20 protein-coding genes are annotated in these 21,174 nt (G+C 69.9%); 12 read left to right on the forward strand and 8 right to left on the reverse strand.

Features of this window, described 5'->3' with window-relative positions:
* Nucleotides 1–92 precede the first annotated feature (92 nt).
* The 4 genes from P1P75_RS13600 (at nucleotide 93) to P1P75_RS13615 (ending at nucleotide 4,129) form a co-directional block, all read left to right on the forward strand.
* On the forward strand, nucleotides 93–1,553 hold the full coding sequence (locus P1P75_RS13600) for an aldehyde dehydrogenase family protein (RefSeq protein ID WP_319254981.1): 1,461 nt from the start codon (nucleotides 93–95) through the stop codon (nucleotides 1,551–1,553).
* Nucleotides 1,554–1,692: 139 nt separating this feature from the next.
* Nucleotides 1,693–2,334 carry a PadR family transcriptional regulator gene (locus P1P75_RS13605; RefSeq protein WP_319254983.1) on the forward strand — a complete coding sequence of 214 codons (642 nt, stop codon included), beginning with the start codon at nucleotides 1,693–1,695 and terminating at the stop codon, nucleotides 2,332–2,334.
* An 83-nt stretch (nucleotides 2,335–2,417) separates the two neighbouring features.
* On the forward strand, nucleotides 2,418–3,374 hold the full coding sequence (locus P1P75_RS13610; RefSeq protein ID WP_319254985.1) for an ATP-binding cassette domain-containing protein: 957 nt from the start codon (nucleotides 2,418–2,420) through the stop codon (nucleotides 3,372–3,374).
* Nucleotides 3,371–4,129, forward strand: a complete 759-nt coding sequence (locus P1P75_RS13615) for an ABC transporter permease (protein WP_319254987.1) — start codon at nucleotides 3,371–3,373, stop codon at nucleotides 4,127–4,129. The genes P1P75_RS13610 and P1P75_RS13615 overlap by 4 nt, the downstream gene beginning before the upstream one ends.
* A gap of 71 nt (nucleotides 4,130–4,200) precedes the next feature.
* Here P1P75_RS13615 and P1P75_RS13620 read toward each other — a convergent pair whose 3' ends face one another.
* Both P1P75_RS13620 and P1P75_RS13625 read right to left on the reverse strand, forming a co-directional pair.
* Nucleotides 4,201–5,601, reverse strand: a complete 1,401-nt coding sequence (locus P1P75_RS13620; RefSeq protein WP_319254989.1) for a glutamate decarboxylase — start codon at nucleotides 5,599–5,601, stop codon at nucleotides 4,201–4,203.
* A 76-nt stretch (nucleotides 5,602–5,677) separates the two neighbouring features.
* The gene (locus P1P75_RS13625) at nucleotides 5,678–6,961 is read right to left on the reverse strand and encodes an ion channel protein (protein ID WP_319254991.1); all 1,284 of its coding nucleotides are present in this window, start codon (nucleotides 6,959–6,961) and stop codon (nucleotides 5,678–5,680) included.
* Between the two features lie 131 nt (nucleotides 6,962–7,092).
* On the opposite strand from P1P75_RS13625, the gene P1P75_RS13630 reads away from it, so the two are divergent.
* Complete coding sequence (locus tag P1P75_RS13630; RefSeq protein ID WP_319254992.1) at nucleotides 7,093–7,857, forward strand: MerR family transcriptional regulator; 765 nt, start codon at nucleotides 7,093–7,095, stop codon at nucleotides 7,855–7,857.
* A 16-nt stretch (nucleotides 7,858–7,873) separates the two neighbouring features.
* Here P1P75_RS13630 and P1P75_RS13635 read toward each other — a convergent pair whose 3' ends face one another.
* On the reverse strand, nucleotides 7,874–8,239 hold the full coding sequence (locus tag P1P75_RS13635) for a YbjQ family protein (RefSeq protein WP_073495697.1): 366 nt from the start codon (nucleotides 8,237–8,239) through the stop codon (nucleotides 7,874–7,876).
* 139 nt (nucleotides 8,240–8,378) lie between these two features.
* On the opposite strand from P1P75_RS13635, the gene P1P75_RS13640 reads away from it, so the two are divergent.
* Nucleotides 8,379–9,362 (forward strand): VTT domain-containing protein, encoded by a 984-nt coding sequence (locus P1P75_RS13640; RefSeq protein WP_319254996.1) that lies wholly within the window; start codon nucleotides 8,379–8,381, stop codon nucleotides 9,360–9,362.
* A gap of 28 nt (nucleotides 9,363–9,390) precedes the next feature.
* Here P1P75_RS13640 and P1P75_RS13645 read toward each other — a convergent pair whose 3' ends face one another.
* Together P1P75_RS13645 and P1P75_RS13650 are read right to left on the reverse strand one after the other, a co-directional pair.
* Nucleotides 9,391–11,070, reverse strand: a complete 1,680-nt coding sequence (locus tag P1P75_RS13645) for a threonine/serine exporter family protein (RefSeq protein ID WP_319254998.1) — start codon at nucleotides 11,068–11,070, stop codon at nucleotides 9,391–9,393.
* 127 nt (nucleotides 11,071–11,197) lie between these two features.
* The gene (locus P1P75_RS13650; RefSeq protein ID WP_024885835.1) at nucleotides 11,198–11,689 is read right to left on the reverse strand and encodes an inorganic diphosphatase; all 492 of its coding nucleotides are present in this window, start codon (nucleotides 11,687–11,689) and stop codon (nucleotides 11,198–11,200) included.
* A gap of 79 nt (nucleotides 11,690–11,768) precedes the next feature.
* On the opposite strand from P1P75_RS13650, the gene dacB reads away from it, so the two are divergent.
* The 6 genes from dacB (at nucleotide 11,769) to folE (ending at nucleotide 19,473) form a co-directional block, all read left to right on the forward strand.
* Entirely contained in the window at nucleotides 11,769–13,424 is a 1,656-nt protein-coding gene (dacB, locus tag P1P75_RS13655) for a D-alanyl-D-alanine carboxypeptidase/D-alanyl-D-alanine-endopeptidase (RefSeq protein ID WP_319255000.1), read from the forward strand.
* Nucleotides 13,425–13,533: 109 nt separating this feature from the next.
* Nucleotides 13,534–14,664, forward strand: coding sequence for a zinc-dependent metalloprotease (locus tag P1P75_RS13660; protein ID WP_319255002.1), 1,131 nt, complete (start codon nucleotides 13,534–13,536; stop codon nucleotides 14,662–14,664).
* A gap of 200 nt (nucleotides 14,665–14,864) precedes the next feature.
* Nucleotides 14,865–15,890, forward strand: a complete 1,026-nt coding sequence (tilS, locus tag P1P75_RS13665) for a tRNA lysidine(34) synthetase TilS (RefSeq protein ID WP_319255004.1) — start codon at nucleotides 14,865–14,867, stop codon at nucleotides 15,888–15,890.
* Nucleotides 15,891–15,941: 51 nt separating this feature from the next.
* Complete coding sequence (gene hpt, locus P1P75_RS13670; protein WP_086767428.1) at nucleotides 15,942–16,502, forward strand: hypoxanthine phosphoribosyltransferase; 561 nt, start codon at nucleotides 15,942–15,944, stop codon at nucleotides 16,500–16,502.
* 184 nt (nucleotides 16,503–16,686) lie between these two features.
* The gene (gene ftsH / locus P1P75_RS13675; RefSeq protein WP_319255026.1) at nucleotides 16,687–18,726 is read left to right on the forward strand and encodes an ATP-dependent zinc metalloprotease FtsH; all 2,040 of its coding nucleotides are present in this window, start codon (nucleotides 16,687–16,689) and stop codon (nucleotides 18,724–18,726) included.
* Between the two features lie 141 nt (nucleotides 18,727–18,867).
* On the forward strand, nucleotides 18,868–19,473 hold the full coding sequence (folE, locus tag P1P75_RS13680; RefSeq protein WP_319255006.1) for a GTP cyclohydrolase I FolE: 606 nt from the start codon (nucleotides 18,868–18,870) through the stop codon (nucleotides 19,471–19,473).
* A 47-nt stretch (nucleotides 19,474–19,520) separates the two neighbouring features.
* On the opposite strand, the gene P1P75_RS13685 is transcribed toward folE, so the two are convergent.
* The 3 genes from P1P75_RS13685 to folB form a co-directional block, all read right to left on the reverse strand.
* On the reverse strand, nucleotides 19,521–20,009 hold the full coding sequence (locus P1P75_RS13685; protein WP_319255008.1) for a DUF3180 domain-containing protein: 489 nt from the start codon (nucleotides 20,007–20,009) through the stop codon (nucleotides 19,521–19,523).
* Between the two features lie 70 nt (nucleotides 20,010–20,079).
* A complete protein-coding gene (gene folK, locus P1P75_RS13690; protein WP_319255010.1) occupies nucleotides 20,080–20,691 on the reverse strand; it encodes a 2-amino-4-hydroxy-6-hydroxymethyldihydropteridine diphosphokinase in 612 nt (203 codons plus the stop codon).
* The gene (gene folB, locus P1P75_RS13695) at nucleotides 20,688–21,047 is read right to left on the reverse strand and encodes a dihydroneopterin aldolase (protein WP_319255012.1); all 360 of its coding nucleotides are present in this window, start codon (nucleotides 21,045–21,047) and stop codon (nucleotides 20,688–20,690) included. Before folB ends, folK begins: the two co-directional genes overlap by 4 nt.
* Nucleotides 21,048–21,174 lie beyond the last annotated feature (127 nt).

Consider the following 21,174-nt stretch of genomic DNA (forward strand, 5'->3'; position numbering starts at 1 on the left):
TGCCCCAACTCCCTTGAAACACACGTACGATGACGTGTGATCAGATCGTGATGTCGATCGCAGCCGATCGCAGCAGGGGATTGAGGGATCACATGTCGTCGTACTTCACAGACCTGGCCCAGCAGTACATCGACGGTAAGTGGCGTCCAGGGACCGGGTCCTGGGACATCATCGACTTCAATCCCTACGACGGCGAGAAGCTCGCGTCGATCACGATAGCCACGGTCGGCGAGGTCGACGAGGCCTACCGCGCCGCCGCCCGCGTCCAGAAGGAGTGGGCCGCCACCAACGCCTACGCCCGCCGCTCGGTCTTCGAGAAGGTGCTGCGGCTGGTCGAGGAGCGCGAGGCGGAGATCAGCGAGGTCCTCGTCGACGAGGCCGGCGGCACCTTCGGCAAGGCCGCCTTCGAACTCCACCTGGCCAAGGAGTTCCTGCGCGAGTCGATCCACCTGGCGCTGCGCCCCGAGGGCCGCATCATCCCCTCGCCGATCGACGGCAAGGAGAACCGCGTCTACCGCGAGCCGGTCGGCGTCGTCGGCGTGATCAGCCCCTTCAACGTGCCCTTCCTGCTCTCGCTGAAGTCGGTCGCCCCCGCCCTGGCCCTGGGCAACGGCGTGGTCCTCAAGCCGCACCAGAACACCCCGATCTCCGGCGGCACCATCATCGCCAAGCTCTTCGAGGACGCCGGCCTGCCCCCGGGCCTGCTGAACGTCGTCGTCACCGACATCGCCGAGATCGGCGACGCCTTCCTGGAACACCCGATTCCGCGGGTGATCTCCTTCACCGGCTCGGACAAGGTCGGCCGACACGTCGCCACCGTCGCCGCCTCGCACTTCAAGCGGTCCATCATCGAACTCGGCGGCAACAGTGCCTTCGTCGTCCTCGACGACGCCGACGTGGACTACGCCGTCGACGCCGCCGTCTTCAGCCGCTTCGTCCACCAGGGCCAGGTCTGCATGGCCGCCAACCGCATCCTGGTCGACCGCTCGCTCGCCGACGAGTTCACCGAGAAGTTCGTCGCCAAGGTGAAGACGCTGAAGTCCGGCGACCCGCGCGACCCGGGGACCCTCATCGGCCCGGTCATCAACTCCTCGCAGGCCGAGGCCGTCTCCGGCGTTGTCGACCTGGCCGTCGCCGAGGGCGCCACCGCCCTGCTGCACGGCACGACCACCGGCAACCTCGTCGAGCCCTCGGTGCTGAGCGACCTGCCCGCCGACTCCGTCCTGCTCCAGCAGGAGGTCTTCGGACCGGTCGTCTTCATCAACACCTTCGACGGCGAGGAAGAGGCCGTACGCCTCGTCAACGACACCCCCTACGGGCTCAGCGGCGCCGTGCACACCGGCAGCATCGAGCGGGGTGTCGGCTTCGCCCAGCAGATCGTCACCGGGATGTTCCACGTCAACGACGCCACCGTGCACGACGAGCCGATCGTGCCGTTCGGCGGCGAGAAGAACTCCGGCGTCGGCCGCCTGAACGGCGAGACGACCCTGGAAGCCTTCACGACGACGAAGTGGATCTCGGTCCAGCACGGCCGCAGCCCGTTCCCCTTCTAGTCCGCCTTCCCCGGCAGGCCCTGCGCGTGGCCGGGCCCCTGCCCCGTTCCGGCCGGTCCCCCTCCGGGGTCCGGCCGGTTCTGTTTCCCGCACCCGGCCCGTTGTCCGTCGGGGCTGCGGGCCGCCTAATCTGGACGCCATGTCAGCGATCCGTCTCCTCGTGCTGGGCTCGGTGCGTCAGCACGGGCGGGCCCACGGCTACCAGGTGCGCAACGACCTGGAGTACTGGGGCGCCCATGAGTGGTCCACCGCCAAACCGGGCTCGATCTACCACGCCCTGAAACAGATGGCGAAGCAGGGACTGCTGCACGCGCACGAGATCGCCCCCTCCACCGTGGGCGGCCCGCCCCGCACCGAGTACGAGATGACCGAGCGGGGCACCGAGGAGTACTTCCGGCTGGTGCGCGAGTCGCTGACCTCGTACGACCAGAAGATGGACGTGAAGTCGGCGGCCCTCGGCGTCATCGTGGACCTGCCGCGCGCCGAAGCCGTGTCGCTGCTGAGGGAGCGCGTCCGCCGGATCGAGGAGTGGCGCTCGGCCGTCACCGAGAACTACGTGCCCGAGGCGGGCCCGGAGCAGCTCGGGCACATCGGCGAGATCATGAACCTCTGGGTGCACACGGCGGACGCCGACGCGCAGTGGACCCAGGGCCTCATCGAGCGGATCGAGGGCGGGGCCTACACGTTCTCCGGCGAGGGCGAGCCGTTCGTCGGCGTCCTCGCCCACGGCCAGGAGAACCCGTACGCGACAGGGGAGCGACACCCCGGAGACCGACACTAATCAAGTTTGACGACTGCGATCGGTCGAGTTAGTCTGGCGCGATAGTCAAGTTTGACTACTAAGGGCACGTGGGGGTTCGGTACATGGCCGATGCGGCAATCACCGTCGAGGACGTACGCAAGAGGTACGGCGACAAACAGGCACTGGACGGGCTCGACCTCGCCGTGGCCCGCGGCACGGTGCACGGGGTGCTCGGCCCCAACGGCGCGGGCAAGACGACCCTCGTCAGGATCATGTCCACGCTGCTGCGGCCGGACTCGGGCCGAGTCGAGGTGGCCGGGTACGACGTGGTGAGCCGGGCCCGTGAGGTCCGTCTGCGCATCGGCCTGCTCGGCCAGCACGCAGCGCTCGACGAGGAACTGGGCGGCCGCCAGAACCTGGAACTGTTCGGCCGCCTCCACCACCTGGGCGCCCGCCGCGCGCGGCTGCGCGCGGACGAACTGCTGGAGCGTTTCTCACTGGGTGACACCGGCCGCAAACCGGTGCGCTCCTACAGCGGCGGCATGCGGCGGCGGCTGGACCTCGCCGCGTCCCTGATCACGGACCCGGAGGTGCTGTTCCTGGACGAACCGACCACCGGCCTCGACCCGCGTGGCCGTGCCGAGGTGTGGTCCTCGGTCCGCTCCCTCGTCGGCGCCGGCACGACGGTCGTGCTCACCACCCAGTACCTGGAGGAGGCCGACCAGCTCGCCGACCGTATCTCCGTCGTGGACCACGGGCGGATCGTGGCCGAGGGCACCGCGGGCGAACTGAAGGCACTCACCGGCGGCGACCGCATCGACGTCGTCCTGCGGGACCAGGGCATGCTGGGCGCCGCGCTCGCCCTGCTGCCCATGGCCAAGGACGAGATCTCCGTCGACCCCGACCGCCGACTGCTCAGCGCCCCGGTCACCGACCGTATGGCCGCCCTCTCCGCCGTCGTCCGCGCCCTGGAGGAAGGCGGCATCCAGGCGGAGGACGTGGCCCTGCGCCGCCCCACGCTCGACGAGGTGTTCCTGCACCTGACCGGTCAGGCCGACCGCACGAAGGAGGCCGTGTGAGTACGTACGCGCTGACCGATTCCTGGACCATGACCCGCCGCGAACTCGCCCACTGGGTACGGCAGCCCGGTCGGCTGGTGGTCGGATTCGTCTTCCCCGTGATGCTGCTGCTGATGTTCGCCTATCTGGTCGGCGGCGGCCGCGAGGTGACCGGTGACTACCTCGACTACCTGATCCCCGGCATGCTGGCGCTCACCATGGCCTTCGGCCTGGAGGGCACGATGCTCGCCATCACCCAGGACCTCAACAAGGGCGTCATCGACCGCTTCCGGTCCATGCCGATGGCCGACGGCGCGGTCCTGGTGGGCCGCTCGGCGGCCGACATGCTCCAGTCGGCACTGGGCCTTGTGGTGCTGATCGGCGTCGGGTACGCGCTCGGCTGGCGCGCTCAGGGCGGTGCCGGTGCCTTCCTGGGGGCCGTGGGTCTCCTCCTCCTGTTCCGCTTCGCGATGCTCTGGATCGGCATCCTGCTGGGGCTGGTGGCCGGGAAGCCGGAGATGGTCCAGGCCGTGCAGATCCTCGTCTGGCCGGTCGGCTTCCTCTCCAACGCGATCGCCACCCCGGAGTCCATGCCGGGCTGGCTCGGCACGGTCGTCGAGTGGAATCCGATGTCCCGGACGGCGACCGCCGTACGTGACCTGTTCGGCCCGGCGGGGAAGACCGACGAGCTCTGGCCGGCCGTCGTCTGGCCGCTGGTCCTGCTCGCCGTGTTCTTCCCGCTGGCGGTCCGCAGGTTCGGGCGCATGAGCCGCTGACCCGAAGGCTCGGGGACTCGGGTCCACTGATTCACCGGTTCGGTGCCTCAGTGCCTCAGTGCCTCAGCGCCTCAGTGATGGAAGCCGGTGGCCGCCTCCTTGTCCCGCGTCAGAGGGTGCGGCTGCCGGCGCAACTCCGGCAACAGCCGCGTCAGGTCGTCCATGAACAGGTCGGCCAGGTCGGAGGAGAAGCCGTTGCGGCACACGATCCGCACGACGGAGAGGTCCTCGCGGTTCGGCGGGAAGGTGTACGCCGGCACCAGCCAGCCGTGCTCACGCAGCCGCCGGGAGACGTCGAAGACGTCGTAGGCCTCGACGCCCGGAGCCGTGGTGAAGGCGAACACGGGCAGTTCGTCGCCCCGGGTCAGCAGCCGGAAGTCGCCGAGCGCCTCCACCCGGTCGGCGAGGCCCCGGGCGACCTCCCGCGTGGAGCGCTGCACGGCCCGGTAACCCGAGCGGCCCAGCCGCAAGAAGGTGTAGTACTGCGCGACGACCTGGGCGCCGGGCCGCGAGAAGTTCAGTGCGAAGGTCGGCATGTCGCCGCCCAGGTAGTTGACCCGGAAGACCAGCTCCTCGGGCAGGGCGTCCCGGTCGCGCCACAGCGCCCAGCCGACCCCGGGATAGACCAGCCCGTACTTGTGCCCCGAGGTGTTGATCGAGGCCACGCGCGGGAGACGGAAGTCCCATACGAGATCCTCGTCCAGGAAGGGCGCGATCATCGCGCCGGACGCCCCGTCGACGTGCACCGGGATGTCCAGGCCGGTGCGCTCCTGGAGGCCGTCCAGGGCCGCGCACAGGTCGGCGATCGGCTCGTAGGACCCGTCGAAGGTGGAGCCGAGGATGCCCACGACCCCGATGGTGTTCTCGTCGCACAGCTCGGCGGCGGCCTGTGGGTCGAGGTGGAAGCGGTCGCCCTCCATGGGCACGAGGCGGGCCTCCACCTCCCAGAAGTTGCAGAACTTGTCCCAGCAGACCTGGACATTGACGCCCATGACCAGGTTCGGCCGGGCGGTCGTGCCCGGATTGCGTGCGCTCCACCGCCGCTTGAGGGCCATCCCGGCCAGCATGCAGGCCTCGCTCGACCCGGTCGTCGAACAGCCCACGGCCGCCGAGGGATCAGGCGCGTTCCACAGGTCGGCGAGCATGGCCACGCAGCGGCGCTCCAGCTCGGCGGTGCGCGGGTACTCGTCCTTGTCGATCATGTTCTTGTCTCGGCACTCCGCCATCAGCACCCCGGCCTGCGGCTCCATCCAGGTGGTGACGAAGGTGGCCAGGTTCAGCCGCGAGTTGCCGTCCAGCATCAGTTCGTCGTGCACGAGTTGATACGCCGTCGAGGGCGGCGTCGGCCCGTCCGGCAGCCGGTGTTTGGGCGGGGCCTCGGTCATACCGCTGACCGGGTCCGCCTCGCCGTAGAAGGGGTTCACGGACAGGGAGCGCTCGTCGGACTTCGCGGGGCCTTTGTGCAGGGGCATGGGATTCTCCTGTCGGGGTGGGGCGGCGGAAACGGTGGTCTCCTGCCGCTTCATCGGATCGAGGGCTCTGATCGGTTCACCGGATCGCCGTCCCGTCCTCCCGCAGCTGCATCTGCGGCCGGCCGGTCACCAGCAGCCAGGCCGGCAGCGAGGCGATGCACAGCAGCGCGATGACCGCGGGGGAGGAGACCAGGACGGCGGCGACGAAGAGGCTCACCCAGCCCTGCCGGGTGATGGCCAGGAGCACACCGAGCACGCCCGTCGCCACCCCGACCGCGGGATGTACGGCGGGCACGACGGCATGAGCGGTCAGGCCGAGGGCGACGCCCACGAACACCGCCGGGAAGATCCGCCCGCCCCGGAAACCGCAGGACGCGGCAACGAGCAGCGCGGCCAGCTTCACCACCGTCATCGTGGCGAACTCTCCGGCCGTCCAGCCCTCGGGATCGTGGGCCAGCTCCGCGACCTCGTCCAGCCCCTTGAAGAGCGTCAGATGGCCGCCCAGGGCCGCCAGCAGCCCCAGTACGACCCCACCGGCCGGCAGCACCAGCATGGGATGCCGCAGTCGCGCGAACGCGCCGTGGACGTAGGGGAAGGCGCGTACGGCGGCCATGCCGAGCAGCGCGCCCACGGAGGCGATCACCATGGCCGACAGCAGATCGCCCCAGTCGGGCTGCCCGAACGGCGGCAGACCGAGGTCGAAGTTCGGACGGGCCACCAGGGTCGCCGTCATCGCACCGGTCGCCGCCGCGACCAGCGGCGCGAAGACGTTGTCCCACAGCGGCCCCTCGGTCTGCCGCCCGGCCAGCGCCTCGGAGATCAGCAGGGCCGCCGCGACCGGAGTGCCGAACAGTGCCCCGATCGTCGCCGCCTCCGCCAGCACCGGCCACACCCGGCCGGGCGCCCGGGGCAGCAGCCGGTGGCCCAGCCAGTACACGAGAGCGACGTTCACCGCGATGATCGGGTTCTCCGGGCCGAGGCTCGGCCCGCCCGCCAGCATGAGCATGGTCGCCAGCAGCAGCCCCGGCAGCACCACGAGCGGCAGGACGGGCGCGTCGAGGCCGGTGGTCGCCGGATCGGGACCCGCGTGCCCCGGCGCCTTCCACACCACCAGCCCGACCGCGATGCCGGTGGCGGTGAGCATGACGACCATCCACAGCACCGAGTAGCGGCCCACCCCCAGGGCGTCCGGCAGGTTCTTCCACAGCACGTCCTGCAACTGCTCGGCCACCTCGCTCACCAGCAGCAGAAGCAGGCTCGCCAGCACCCCGACGACCAGAGCGGGCGGGATCGCGGGCAGCAACGCGCGCGCGGGACTCGCCGGGGAGGGGGGCGCCTGCCGCGCGGAGTCCTGAGCCACGGGCTCACGATAAGCGGACAAATCCGGCATCGCCCGGGGAGGTGCCGACTGCCCGAGGACGGGCTTGCACCTGACGTCACGTGAGGGCCCACCGTGGAGTGCGAAATGAGAAGGGGAAAGGAGCGGACCAAGTGAGCTACTCCGTTGGACAGGTCGCCGCTTTCGCCGGAGTGACGGTGCGCACGCTGCACCACTACGACGGCATCGGCCTGCTCGTCCCGAGCGGGCGCAGCCACGCGGGCCACCGGCGCTACGGCGACGCCGACCTCGACCGGCTGCAGCAGATCCTGTTCTACCGAGAACTCGGCTTTCCGCTCGACGAGGTCGCCGCCCTGCTCGACGACCCGGAGACGGACCCGCGCGCGCACCTGCGCCGGCAGCACGAGTTGCTGACCGTCCGCATCGAGCAGCTTCAGAAGATGGCCGCGGCCGTGGAACACGCCATGGAGGCACGTGAGATGGGCATTGACCTGACCCCCGAGGAACGCTTCGAGGTCTTCGGCGACAAGGACCCCGAGCAGTACGCCGAGGAGGCCGAGGCGCGCTGGGGCGGCACCGAGCTGTACGCCGAGTCACAGCGCCGGGCCGCCCGATACACCAAGGATGACTGGCAGCGCATGCAGGCGGAGGTGGCGGACTGGACCGGGCGCTACGACGCGCTGATGGCCGCCGGAGAACCGTCCACCGGCGAGCGGGCCATGGACATGGCCGAGGAACACCGGCGGCACATCACCGGCTGGTTCTACGAATGCTCGTACGAACTCCACCGGTCTCTCGGCGAGATGTACGTCACCGACGAGCGGTTCAAGGCGTTCTACGACTCCACGCGCGCGGGACTGGCCGAGCACCTCAAGGAGGCCATCACCGCGAACGCGGCCCGGCACACACCCGCGTAGCGTCCCGTGGCCCGGGTCACTCCCGGGCCACGACCACTGCCGTCCCGTACGCGCACACCTCGGTGCCGACGTCGGCCGCCTCCGTCACGTCGAAGCGGAACGCCAGCACGGCGTTGGCGCCACGCGCGCGTGCCTGCTCCACGAGACGGTCCATGGCCTGGTTGCGGGTCTCGACGAGCGTTTTTGTGAGCCCCTTCAGCTCACCGCCGATCATCGACTTCAGCCCGGCCCCGATCTGGCTCCCGAGGTGCCGCGAGCGCACGGTCAGCCCGAAGACCTCCCCGATGACCTGCTCGACCCGGTGTCCGGGTACGTCGTTCGTCGTGACGACCAGTACGTCCGGCTGGGGCCCCTGGCCGCCGCCGTATTCTTCGATGCCCATGCTCACAGGTTTGCCCCACCGGGCTCACAGTGCATCCTGGGGAGCCCCATGGAACCTGGGGCGGACGCAATGCGTTGATAGCTTTGTGCGGCCGTAGAAGGACGCTGTATTTCCTCACCCCTGTCAGGAGCCCGCAACCGTGACGACCCTTGCCCTCGGACCGAGCTGGCTGGACCCCGATCATCTGCTCGACAGTTACGGCATCTGGGGCCTGCTGCTCATCGTCTTCGCGGAGTCGGGCCTGCTCATCGGCTTCTTCCTGCCGGGTGACTCGCTGCTGTTCACCGCGGGTCTGCTGATCACCTCCAACCAGCTGGACTTCCCGCTGTGGGCGGCGGTCGTCCTGATCTGCGTCGCCGCGATTCTGGGCGACCAGGCGGGCTACATGTTCGGCAAGAAGGTCGGCCCGTCCCTCTTCACCCGCCCGGACTCCCGCCTCTTCAAGCAGGAGAACGTCACCAAGGCACACGAGTTCTTCGAGAAGTACGGCCCCAAGTCCCTGGTCCTGGCCCGCTTCGTGCCCATCGTCCGCACGTTCACGCCGATCATCGCGGGCGTCAGCGGCATGCGGTACCGCTCGTTCCTGATCTTCAACGTCATCGGCGGCATCCTGTGGGGCGCGGGCGTCACCCTGCTCGGCTCCTGGCTGGGCAACATCGACTTCGTCAAGACGAACATCGAGCCGATCCTGCTCCTGATCGTCCTCCTCTCGGTGGTCCCGATCATCATCGAGTTCCTCCGCGCGCGCTCCCAGTCCAAGAAGAACGCCCGGCAGCCCGAGCCCGCCGCCCAGCAGCAGCCGCAGCCCGTGTACCAGCAGCAGCCGATGGACGACGCCACGACCCAGCTCCGCCGCATCGAGGAACACGACCCGTACGGCGACCAGGGCGGCAACCAGGGGCGGACCGGGTACCAGGGCCAGGCCCCGTACTCGGGCGAGTACCAGCAGAACGACTACCAGGGCCAGCAGTACCAGCAGCAGCCGTACCCCGATCAGCAGCAGCACCCCCAGCAGCAGTACCCCGACCAGCAGTACCCCGAGCAGCAGGGCTGGCAGCAGCAGCCCCAGCAGCAGCCCCAGCCGCAGAACGGCCAGTACCCGTACAACCAGGGCGGCTACTGAGACACGCCACACCGGTAGGACGCCGGCGTCAGAATCCTCGGGTCCGCTTCGCGGCACGTCGCTTCTCCGCGGACCCGACCCGCAGGAACAGCCGCGAGATCTCCGACCCCAGGTTCACCCCGATGGCGATGGCCATCGCCAGTGCGGCCGCCTTGGTCAGGGAGACCAACCCGGCGTCCACCTCGTTCTGCGCGATGGCCAGCAGTCCGAAATAGGTGGCCGACCCCGGCAGCAGGGGGCCGATCGCCGCCGTCGTGTAGGGCAGCGCCGAAGCGAACCGGTACCGCGACAGCAGCTGCCCGAACAGCCCCACCACCCCCGCCGCGACGGCCGTGGAGGCCACCGGTGAGATCTCGCCGGCGTAGTGCATCGCGCCGTACACCGACCAGGCGACGCCCCCGTTCAGCGTCACCGCCAGCACGGTGGCCCGTTCCTGCTGGAGCAGCACCGCGAAGGTCAGCGACAGCAGCATCGACGCGCCGATCTGCCACAGCGGCCGCTCGGTGATGCCCAGGTCGGCGTCGGGGTTGAGATGGGCGCCGAGCTGCACCCCGAGGTAGAGCATCAGCAGCACGCCGACGACGATGCCGACGAAGAAGTACATGACCTCCAGGAGGCGGGCGGCAGCGGTGATGTAGAAGCCGGTCAGGCCGTCCTGGACGCCCGCCACGAGGGCCCGTCCGGGCAGCAGCGCGAACAGCCCACCGGTGATGACGGCGGACGCCTTCACATCGACGTGCCCGAGCGTCAGCGCGATGCCGATCGCCGCGGGCGGCATCGCGGCCACCAGGAACTGGTAGAACTCCGGCAGCCCGCGCCCCGCGCACAGCCACGCCAGCCGGTCGCCGAGCATCGCTCCGATCGCCGCCGCCACGAACACCACCAGGTCGCCGCCGACGAGCACCGAGGCCGCGCCCGCGAGCAGCCCGGTCGCCGAGGTCAGCACCCACGTCGGGTACGGGTGCCGGTTGCGCCGCATCTCCGCGAGCCGCCGGTAGGACTCCTCCAGGGAGATGTGTGTCTCGGGGTCGCTGAGGTCGTCGACGAGGTGGAAGACGGCCGCCAGCCGTGTGTAGTCGGTGCCCCGGCGCCGTACCGTCCGGGACGCCGTCACCGGGTCCTCGACGAGGGACGGCTGGTAGGAGATCGACAGCAGGGTGAAGGTGACGTTGGGCTCGCAGCGGTCGAGCCCGTAGGAGCGGCAGACCGCGAACATCGCGGCCTCCACGTCCTCGGCGCCCTCCCCGCCCGCCAGCAGCAGCTCACCGATGCGCAGGGTCAGGTCGAGCACGCGCGGGACGGCCGGACCGCCCTCCTCCGCCTTGGGCGGTGGCTCGGGCGCGGGCCGCTCGGCCACCGGCATGCGCAGCATCGTCCGCATCCGGTCCTGCCAGGGCACGTCCTTGGTCAGGCTGACCACGGGAAAGCCCTCGGCGGGCGTGAAGGCGGGCGGGGCGTGCCGCGCGCTGTACGTCCTGGGCAGACTGAACGCCGATCCCTCGGACTCCGCGCCGGCCGGCTGGCCGACGTCGAGGCCTTCCGGAACGGCGAACTCCGACGTGGTCTCCGGTTCGCCCCCGCCCTTCTGACCTCTGGGACCCTTCGGTGCGGCCAGTCCCTGGGGGATCGCGAACTCGGAGGTGATCTCCGGATCGAACGTGCCCTGCGCCTCGTCCGACTGCGGCTTGCGGCCCTCCGCCTCCGTCACTGGGCAACGCTCCCTGAACGAAACATTCCGTAGACCTCAGTATGCGCACCGACCTGTGCGCACAGGCATGCCAAAGGGCCGCACGCGTGCGTGCGGCCCTGCACGGCCCCCTCAGGGGCCCGGCGACTCAGTGACCGCCCTGGTCCTTGAAGCGCTTGTACGACCGCTCGATCTCGGCCTCCGCGTCGACACGGCCCACCCAGTCGGCGCCCTCGACGGACTTGCCGGGCTCCAGGTCCTTGTAGACCTCGAAGAAGTGCTGGATCTCCAGCCGGTCGAACTCCGACACGTGGTGGATGTCCCGCAGGTGCTCCACGCGCGGGTCGGTCGACGGGACGCAGAGCAGCTTGTCGTCGCCGCCGGCCTCGTCGGTCATGCGGAACATGCCGATCGCGCGGCAGCGGATGAGGCAACCCGGGAAGGTCGGCTCGTCCAGGATGACCAGCGCGTCGAGCGGGTCACCGTCCTCGCCGAGAGTGTTCTCGACGAAGCCGTAGTCGGTCGGGTAGGCGGTCGAGGTGAAGAGTCGACGGTCCAGGCGGATCCGACCGGTCTCGTGGTCCACCTCGTACTTGTTCCGCGAACCCTTCGGGATCTCGATCGTGACGTCGAACTCCACCGGTGGCTCCTCCATGATCAGCACATAGTTCTGGTGGTTAAGTGTCCCTCACGCAGGTGTGTGATCGCGAAAGGGGCTGGTGATCGTGCCCGAGCTGAGGCCTTGGCGGGCCGCGAGACCCCACGTGGTGCGGGCCGCGGACGCCGTACGACCCCGTCTGGCACGGGCCGCAGGGATCGTACGGCCACGTCTCGCGCGTGCGGCGACCGCTGCCGAACCGTGGGTCGCACGGCTCACGCAGGCGGTGAAACCGCAGCTCGCGCGGAACACGAGGCCGAAGACCGGCCGGACCTGGCAGTACACCGCGGGTGCGACGACCGCCGGACTGGCCCTGGCCGTCGGCGTGGCGACCGCCGCCGGTCCCTGGGACTCCACAGGTCAGCGTACGGCCGAGCGGGACCGGGCCGTCGCACTGGAGCGGGCGGGTGGCGTAGATCACGGCCGCTCGTCCGAAGCGTCCGGTACGTCCGACACGGCTGCCGGGGCGCCCCGGCCCGCCCCCAGCGCCGGGTCCGTCCTGACCGGCCTCGGCGGCGCGACGACCACCGTGAAGTCGGCCCCGGGTTCGGCCACCCTCGCCCGTGTCCTCGGCCCGCTCCTCGCCGACCCGGCCCTCGGCACCCGCCGTACGGCCGCCGTCGTCGACGTGAGCACCGGCCGGCGGCTCTACGGCAGCGGAGCCGACACGGCGCTCACCCCCGCCTCCACCACGAAGATCGCCACCGGGGTCGCCGCCCTCGCCGCGATGGGCCCCGACCACCGCCTCACCACCCGCACCGCCCTCGAACCCGGCACCAGGGAGGTCGTCCTCGTCGGCGGCGGCGACCCCACCCTCACAGCCCGCGAGAAGCCCGAGGGCTGGGCGAGCCTGCGCACCCTCGCCGCCTCCACGGCCACGGCCCTCAAGAAGCGCGGCATCACCCAGGCGACCCTGTCGTACGACACCACGCTGTACGCCGGCACCGAGGTTCACCCGATCGGAGTCAACCCGAACCTCGCCCGCGTCACCGCCCTGACCGCCGACGAGGGCCGCACAAACGGCTCGTCGAGCGGCCCGGTCACCCGCGTGCCCGACCCGGCGGCGGACGCGACCAGGAAGTTCGCCGAGTTCCTGCGGGCGCACGGCGTCAAGACGTCAGCGCCCGGCCCGTCGAAGGCCACCGCGCGCGCGGAGACCCTGGCGACGGTCTCCTCGGCACCGCTCGCCTCGATCGTCGAGCGGATGATGACGAACAGTGACAACGACATCGCCGAGGCCCTCGCCCGTCAGACCGCCCTCGCGACCGGCGTGCGCCCCGACTTCGCGGGCGCGGGCAAGGCGATCCGCGTCCAGCTGGGAAGGCTCGGACTGCCGTTGAACGGCGTCGACTTCAGCGACGGCAGCGGACTCGACCGCAACGACCGCCTCACCGCGAACCTCCTGACCGCGCTCCTGGTGAAGGCCGCCGACCCGGCCCGCCCCGACCTCCGCCCGGTCCTCACCGGCCTGCCCGTCGCCGGTTTCACCGGCACCCTGACCACCCGCTACACGGAAGCGGCGGCCGAAGCCGCCGGTGTCGTCCGCGCCAAGACCGGCACTCTGACCGGCGTCAACACCCTGGCCGGCACGGTCGTCGACCGCGACGGCCACCTCCTCGCCTTCGCCGTCCTCACCGCGAACACCACGGACCCGATGGCAGCCCAATCGGCCCTGGACAGAGCGGTCGCGGCCCTGGCGGTGTGCGGCTGCGCCTGAAACGTGCGGCAACCCCCGAGCACGAGCGGGTGGCACGGGAACCCTGACGCATCCCCCACTCCCACGCCACGCCCTGCCCGCGACGGCACCCCTCACGTACGGTTGACGCATGACGAGCATCGGTGGTGCCTCTTCCGGGATGGTCGACTGGAATCTCGCGGTCGCGACCGCGACCCGGCTGGTACGGCCGGGCCCAGAGGTGAGCCGCGACGAGGCAAGGGCCGTCGTCGCGGAACTGCGTCGGCACGCCAAGGCCTCGGAAGGACACGTCCGGGGCTTCACCCGTATGGGCACCGAGGACATCCACGACACCCCCGTCCTGGTCGTCGACCGTCCCGGCTGGATCCGGGCGAACGTGGCCGGCTTCCGGGAGATCCTCAAGCCCCTCCTCGACAAGATGGAGGAACGCCGCGGCGGCGGTGCGGGCGGCGCCGTCCTCGGCGCTGTCGGCGGCAAGGTCACCGGCGTGGAACTCGGCATGCTGCTGTCGTTCCTGTCCTCCCGCGTCCTCGGCCAGTACGAGACCTTCGCCCCCGCCAGCCGCGAACTGCCCGCGGGTGCCAACGGCGGCGGCCGACTGCTCCTGGTCGCGCCGAACATCGTGCACGTCGAACGCGAACTGGACGTGGATCCCCACGACTTCCGCCTCTGGGTGTGTCTGCACGAGGAGACCCACCGCACGCAGTTCTCCGCGGTGCCGTGGCTCCGCGATCACCTCGAGGGTGAGATCCAGTCGTTCCTGGCCGAGACGGACGTCGACCCCATGACGTTCCTGGAGCGGGTCAGGGAAGCGGCCCAGTCCCTCGCGGGCGGACGCCCCGAGGGCGAGGAGGACGACGGCGGCCGTTCCCTGGTCGAGTTGGTCCAGAGCCCCGCCCAGCGGGAGATCCTCGCCCGGCTCACCGCGGTGATGTCCCTCCTGGAGGGCCACGCCGACTTCGTGATGGACGGCGTGGGCCCGGAGGTCGTACCGACCGTCGCCGAGATCCGCGAGAAGTTCCAGCAGCGACGCGCCAAGGGCGCCTCGCGGCTGGACATGGCCCTGCGCAAGCTGCTCGGCCTGGACGCCAAGCTCAGGCAGTACAAGGACGGTGAGCGTTTCGTGCGGTCCGTCGTCGGCGAGGTCGGCATGGACGGCTTCAACCGCGTGTGGACCTCGCCCAACACGCTCCCCACCAAGGCCGAGATCGCCAAACCGGCGGACTGGGTCGCGCGGGTGCACCGCAAGACCGAGTCGTGAACCGGTGAGCGGTCGTGGTCCGTCGTGAATCGAAATCGGCCGACGGCAGGAGAACGCCTCTTCAATCACCCGTCCGAGGGACCGTGAGTCCCCATCAGGCGTGCAATGCTCGGGGAACAGCCCGGTTCTGTCACCATCTACACACTCTGCGTGACCGATCTCGGCTTCAGCCCCCGAAAATTTCATGAAGGGAACCGGACATGGGTCCCCATCCTGCGGTCGCGGCGATACGCCTGGCGGTCCGCCGCGTCCTCCACGACATCCTCACCGACCACCACAGCACGACTGACGCCACTCCCCACGAGCGTCCGCCCTCGCCGCTCGTGCTCGTGGCCTGCTCCGGAGGCGCCGATTCCATGGCGCTCGCCTCCGCCCTCGCCTTCGAAGCCCCCAAGCTCGGCATCCGCGCCGGCGGGGTCACCGTCGACCACGGCCTCCAGCCCGGCTCCGATCTGCGCGCCGACGAGGTCGTCCTGCGCCTGCGCGAAATCGGCCTGGACCCGGTGGAGGCCACCGCGGTCACCGTCGGCCGTGAAGGCGGCCCCGAGGCCGCCGCTCGCGACGCCCGCTACGCCGCCCTCGACGGCGCCGCCGACCGCCACGGCGCCGCCGCGGTCCTCCTCGGCCACACCCGTGACGACCAGGCCGAGACAGTCCTCCTCGGCCTCGCCCGCGGCTCGGGCATCCGCTCCCTGTCCGGAATGGCCGCGGTCTCGGGGGCCGGCGGCCGTTACCGCCGGCCCTTCCTCCAGCTCGACCGGCAGACCGCCCGCAAGGCCTGCATGGCCCAGTCCCTCCCCGTCTGGGACGACCCGCACAACACCGATCCGGCCTACACCCGCTCCCGGCTGCGCCACGAGGGCCTGCCCGCCCTGGAGAAGGCCCTCGGCAAGGGCGTCGTCGAGGCCCTCGCCCGTACGGCCCAGCTCTCCCGTGACGACGCCGACGCCCTCGACGCCTGGGCCGGCCAGGCCGAGGCCGCCGTACGGGACAGCACGGGTCTGCTGGAGTGCGCCAAGCTCTACGCCCTGCCGCCCGCCGTGCGCCGCCGCATCCTGCGCCGCGCGGCCATCGAGGCGGGCGCCCCGGCCGGTTCGCTCTTCGCCCGGCACATCGAGGAGATCGACCGGCTGATCACCGGCTGGCGCGGCCAGGGAGTCATCAATCTCCCCGGCAAAGTCGTCGCCCAGCGCCAGGGTGGCAGACTGGTGATTCGGCAAGGCTGAATCCCGACCCTCCAATCGGAGGGGCGGCGGCCGGTGGGACGACCGAAAGTGATGCGGGTGGACGCGAAAGACATGGGTGCCGACCTCAAGACGGTGCTCATCACCAAGGAAGAGATCGACGTCAAGCTGGCGGAGCTGGCTGCGAAGATCGACGCGGAGTACGCGGGCAAGGACCTGCTCATCGTCGGCGTCCTCAAGGGCGCGGTGATGGTCATGGCCGACCTCGCGCGGGCGCTGTCCACCCCCGTCACCATGGACTGGATGGCCGTGTCCTCGTACGGCGCGGGCACCCAGTCCTCCGGCGTGGTGCGGATCCTCAAGGACCTCGACACCGACATCAAGGGCAAGCACGTCCTGATCGTCGAGGACATCATCGACTCCGGACTGACCCTGTCCTGGCTGCTGTCCAACCTCGGCTCGCGCGAGCCCGCATCCCTCAAGGTGTGCACCCTGCTGCGCAAGCCGGAGGCGGCCAAGGTCGCGATCGACGTGGAGTGGGTCGGCTTCGACATCCCCAACGAGTTCGTCGTGGGATACGGCCTCGACTACGCCGAGAAGTACCGGAACCTCCCGTTCGTCGGTACGCTCGCGCCCCACGTGTACGGCGGCTGAGCCACAAGAGCGTCCTGTGTAGGACGATCGGGAACCCCAGCGGGTTCCGCGCCGTTGGAGCATGCAGACGGGTTCGTCAGCCTTCCCCGCGCGGCTTCGCGCGACAATGCTGGGGTACCGTCAGAAGAACTGTCTTATCAAACTCACTATGGCAGGAGGGACGGGGCGGCACCGCTCCGTATGGATGGACGTGAAGCGATACTTCCGTGGGCCGGTCATGTGGATCGTGCTGGCCGTCCTTGCCGTGGTCGTGTTGATGCAGGTCGTCGGCTCGTCCGGCGGCTACAAGACGGTGGACACAGGCCAGGTCGTAGCAGCGATCAACGACAACAAGGTCGAGTCGGCCAAGCTCACCACCGGTGACGAGCAGATCATCAAGGTCACGCTCAAGGACGGCACAAAGGTCAAGGGCAGCTCGAAGATCCAGGCGAGCTACATCGGCGATCAAGGCGTGACCATCGCCAACACGCTGCAGACCAAATTCCAGGACAAGCAGATTCCGGACGGTTACACGGTCTCGCCGACGAAGCAGAACGCTTTCGTCGGGATTCTGCTGTCCCTGCTCCCCTTCGTCCTCATCGTCGTCGTCTTCCTGTTCCTGATGAATCAGATGCAGGGTGGCGGCTCCAGGGTCATGAACTTCGGCAAGTCCAAGGCGAAGCTCATCACCAAGGACACGCCGAAGACGACGTTCGCGGACGTCGCCGGCTCGGACGAGGCCGTCGAGGAGCTCCACGAGATCAAGGAGTTCCTCCAGGAACCGGCGAAGTTCCAGGCCGTCGGCGCCAAGATTCCCAAGGGTGTGCTCCTGTACGGGCCTCCCGGCACCGGCAAGACCCTGCTCGCACGCGCCGTCGCCGGCGAGGCGGGCGTCCCCTTCTACTCGATCTCCGGTTCCGACTTCGTCGAGATGTTCGTCGGTGTCGGTGCCTCCCGGGTGCGTGACCTCTTCGAGCAGGCCAAGGCGAACGCCCCGGCGATCGTCTTCGTCGACGAGATCGACGCGGTCGGCCGCCATCGCGGCGCCGGCCTCGGCGGTGGTCACGACGAGCGTGAGCAGACGCTGAACCAGCTGCTCGTCGAGATGGACGGCTTCGACGTGAAGGGCGGCGTGATCCTCATCGCCGCCACGAACCGGCCCGACATCCTCGACCCGGCACTGCTGCGCCCCGGCCGTTTCGACCGCCAGATCGCGGTCGACCGTCCGGACATGCAGGGCCGTCTGGAGATCCTCAAGGTCCACCAGAAGGGCAAGCCGGTCGCGCCCGACGTCGACCTGGCCGCTGTCGCCCGCCGCACCCCCGGCTTCACGGGTGCCGATCTCTCCAACGTGCTGAACGAGGCCGCGCTGCTGACGGCCCGCTCGGACCTGAAGCTGATCGACAACCACATGCTGGACGAGGCGATCGACCGTGTGGTCGCGGGCCCGCAGAAGCGGACCCGGATCATGTCGGACAAGGAGAAGAAGATCACCGCGTACCACGAGGGCGGCCACGCCCTGGTCGCGGCGGCTTCCCCCAACTCCGACCCGGTCCACAAGATCACGATCCTGTCCCGCGGCCGGGCCCTCGGTTACACGATGGTGCTCCCGGAAGAGGACAAGTACTCGACCACTCGCAACGAGATGCTCGATCAGCTCGCCTACATGCTGGGCGGTCGCGCGGCCGAGGAACTGGTCTTCCACGACCCGACCACGGGCGCCGCGAACGACATCGAGAAGGCCACCACCACGGCCCGCGCGATGGTCACCCAGTACGGCATGACCGAGCGTCTGGGCGCCATCAAGTTCGGCGGCGACAACACCGAGCCCTTCCTCGGCCGTGAGATGGCTCACCAGCGCGACTACTCGGAAGAGGTCGCCGCGCTGGTCGACGAAGAGGTCAAGAAGCTCATCGAGAACGCGCACAACGAGGCCTGGGAGATCCTGGTCGAGAACCGCGACGTGCTCGACAACCTGGTGCTCCGGCTGCTGGAGAAGGAGACGCTGAACAAGGAGGAGATCGCCGAGATCTTCTCCGCCATCGTCAAGCGCCCGGCCCGGCCCGCCTGGACCGGCTCCTCGCGGCGTACGCCGTCCACCCGTCCGCCGGTGCTCTCCCCCAGGGAGCTGGCACTGACCAACGGGGCCAACGGCGCGACGCCCGCGATCAGCACCGCGAAGTCCTCCGCGGTGGACCCTGCCGCGGTGGCCGACCCGGTCCCCGAGGAACGTCCGGAGAGCTGACGCTCCGGTCCCGGTGGCCTCACCAGGCCCGGAATGCATGCCGCGCCCCCCAGGTTCTAGCCTGGGGGGCGCGGCATTTCAGGTTATGGCCGCACCGTCACGCGTGATCCACACGCGACCCGCACAGGAACGAGGCACAGCATGACCGACCCCGTGACGCTGGACGGCGAGGGCCTCGTCGGCGATTTCGACGAGAAGCGGGCCGAGAACGCCGTACGTGAACTGCTGATCGCGGTCGGCGAGAATCCGGACCGGGAAGGGCTGCGGGAGACGCCCGCGCGGGTGGCGCGTGCCTACCGGGAGATATTCGCCGGGTTGTGGCAGCAGCCCGAGGATGTGCTGACGACGACGTTCGACCTCGGGCACGACGAGATGGTGCTCGTGAAGGACATCGAGGTCTACAGCACCTGTGAGCACCATCTGGTGCCGTTCCACGGTGTCGCCCACGTCGGGTACATTCCGGCCACCAGCGGAAAGATCACCGGCTTGTCCAAGCTGGCGCGGCTGGTGGACGTCTATGCGCGCCGCCCCCAGGTGCAGGAACGTCTCACCACGCAGATCGCGGACTCCCTGATGGAGATCCTGGAGCCGCGGGGAGTCATCGTCGTCGTGGAGTGCGAGCACATGTGCATGTCCATGCGCGGCATCCGTAAGCCCGGTGCCAAGACCATCACCTCGGCGGTGCGCGGACAGCTGCGGGACGCGGCGACGCGCAACGAGGCGATGAGCCTCATCATGGCGCGCTGAGACCCCTCACGAGGTGCTGAGGCGGGCCGGGGCGAATGGGCCGCGGCCTACGCCGCCGAGGCCGCTCCCGAGTTGCTGTCGTCGTCGTCCTCGGGGAGCTTGCAGACGTGCTCCAGGAAGATGGCAGCGGCTATGACACCGAAGCCGGCCAGGACCGAGAACCCCGCGTAGACGGCCTGGTCGCGGCGGGCCGGGATGTCCAGGGACTCCAGCAGGAAGGCGCCGACGCCGCCGTACATCCCGGCGACCAGGGCGGCGACGAGCGCGCTGGCCTGGCCGAAGACGACCGCGCGGGCCGCCATCAGGGGATCGACGCCCTTGGCCTCGGGGCGGCGCTCGCGCTGCGCCTTGAGACGGGCGCGGATCGACAGTGCCGTGGCCAGCAGCACCACGGCGATCACGGCGAGGACGATGGGGGCGGCCAGGGGAACGCTGGGCAGGGTCCCGACGGAGTTCCAGAGGCGGGCGCCCGCCCACGACAGAACGCCCGCGACGACGAAGACGCCGGCCAGCATCCTGATGCGCAGCTCTCTCACGGTGTCCCTTCGCATTCCCCCGGGGTCCACGGCCCTCGGCCGTGGACGATCGTCGTCCTGACCTTAACGACTACTCGGGCAGCTGGAGTTCCAGGTCCCTGCGAGCGGCAACACCCTCGCGCGAGACGGTGTCGAGCAGCTCGGCTACCGGGCCGCGGCCGGGAACCTGCGCGCCTGGCTCCACGTCGTGCCACGGGGCGAGGACGAAGGCGCGTTCGTGGGCGCGCGGGTGGGGCAGGGTCAGCGACGGATCGTCCGAGACGACGTCGGCGTACGCAACGATGTCGACGTCCAGGGTGCGTGCGCCCCAGCGCTCGTCCCGGACGCGGTGGAAGGCCTCCTCGACCGCGTGCGCCCGCTCCAGCAGGGAGGACGGGGGCAGGGTCGTCTTCAGGACGACGACCGCGTTGAAGTACGAGGGCTGGCTGCCCGGCTCCACGCCCCACGGCTCGGTCTCGTACACCGGGGAGACGGCCTTGATGCGCACGCCCGGCGTGTCCTCCAGGGCGTCGATGGCGCCCTGGAGGGTCTCCAGGCGGTTGCCGAGGTTGGAGCCGATGGAGATCACGGCCCGCTTCGGATTGTGCAGGGTGGTGTCGGCGGCATCGACCTTCTCGACCACGGCGGCGGGCACGGGCTGCACGGTCGGGTCGGTCTGTCCCGCGGTGAACGGCCTGGTCATACGCGGCTCCGGGTGATGGTGACGGTCACATCGTCGAAGGGAACGGTGATCGGTGCGTCCGGTTTGTGGACGCAGACCTCGACCTCCTGGACCTCTTCGTGTTGCAGACAGGTTTGGGCGATGCGTTCGGCGAGCGTCTCGACGAGGTCGACCGGCTCGCCCTGGACGACGGCCACGACCTCCTCGGCCACGATGCCGTAGTGCACGGTCTTCGCCAGGTCGTCGTCGGCCGCGGCCGGACGGGTGTCCAGGCCCAGGACGAGGTCCACGATGAAGGTCTGGCCCTCCTCCCGCTCCCGGGGGAACACACCGTGGTACCCACGGGCCTTGAGGCCGCGCAGCGCGACACGATCCACGCGAATCACTCCTGCAATCGTCGGGAACGGCCGGTCCGTGCCGCCTGCGGGCGGCACACCGGCCTCGAACGAATCTACCTGCGAGCACCGACACGGCCGGGCCGCGGGGGCACCGGCCGCGTCGGAG

This window comes from Streptomyces sp. ID05-39B, from assembly GCF_033794725.1.
Lineage (GTDB): Bacteria > Actinomycetota > Actinomycetes > Streptomycetales > Streptomycetaceae > Streptomyces > Streptomyces bobili.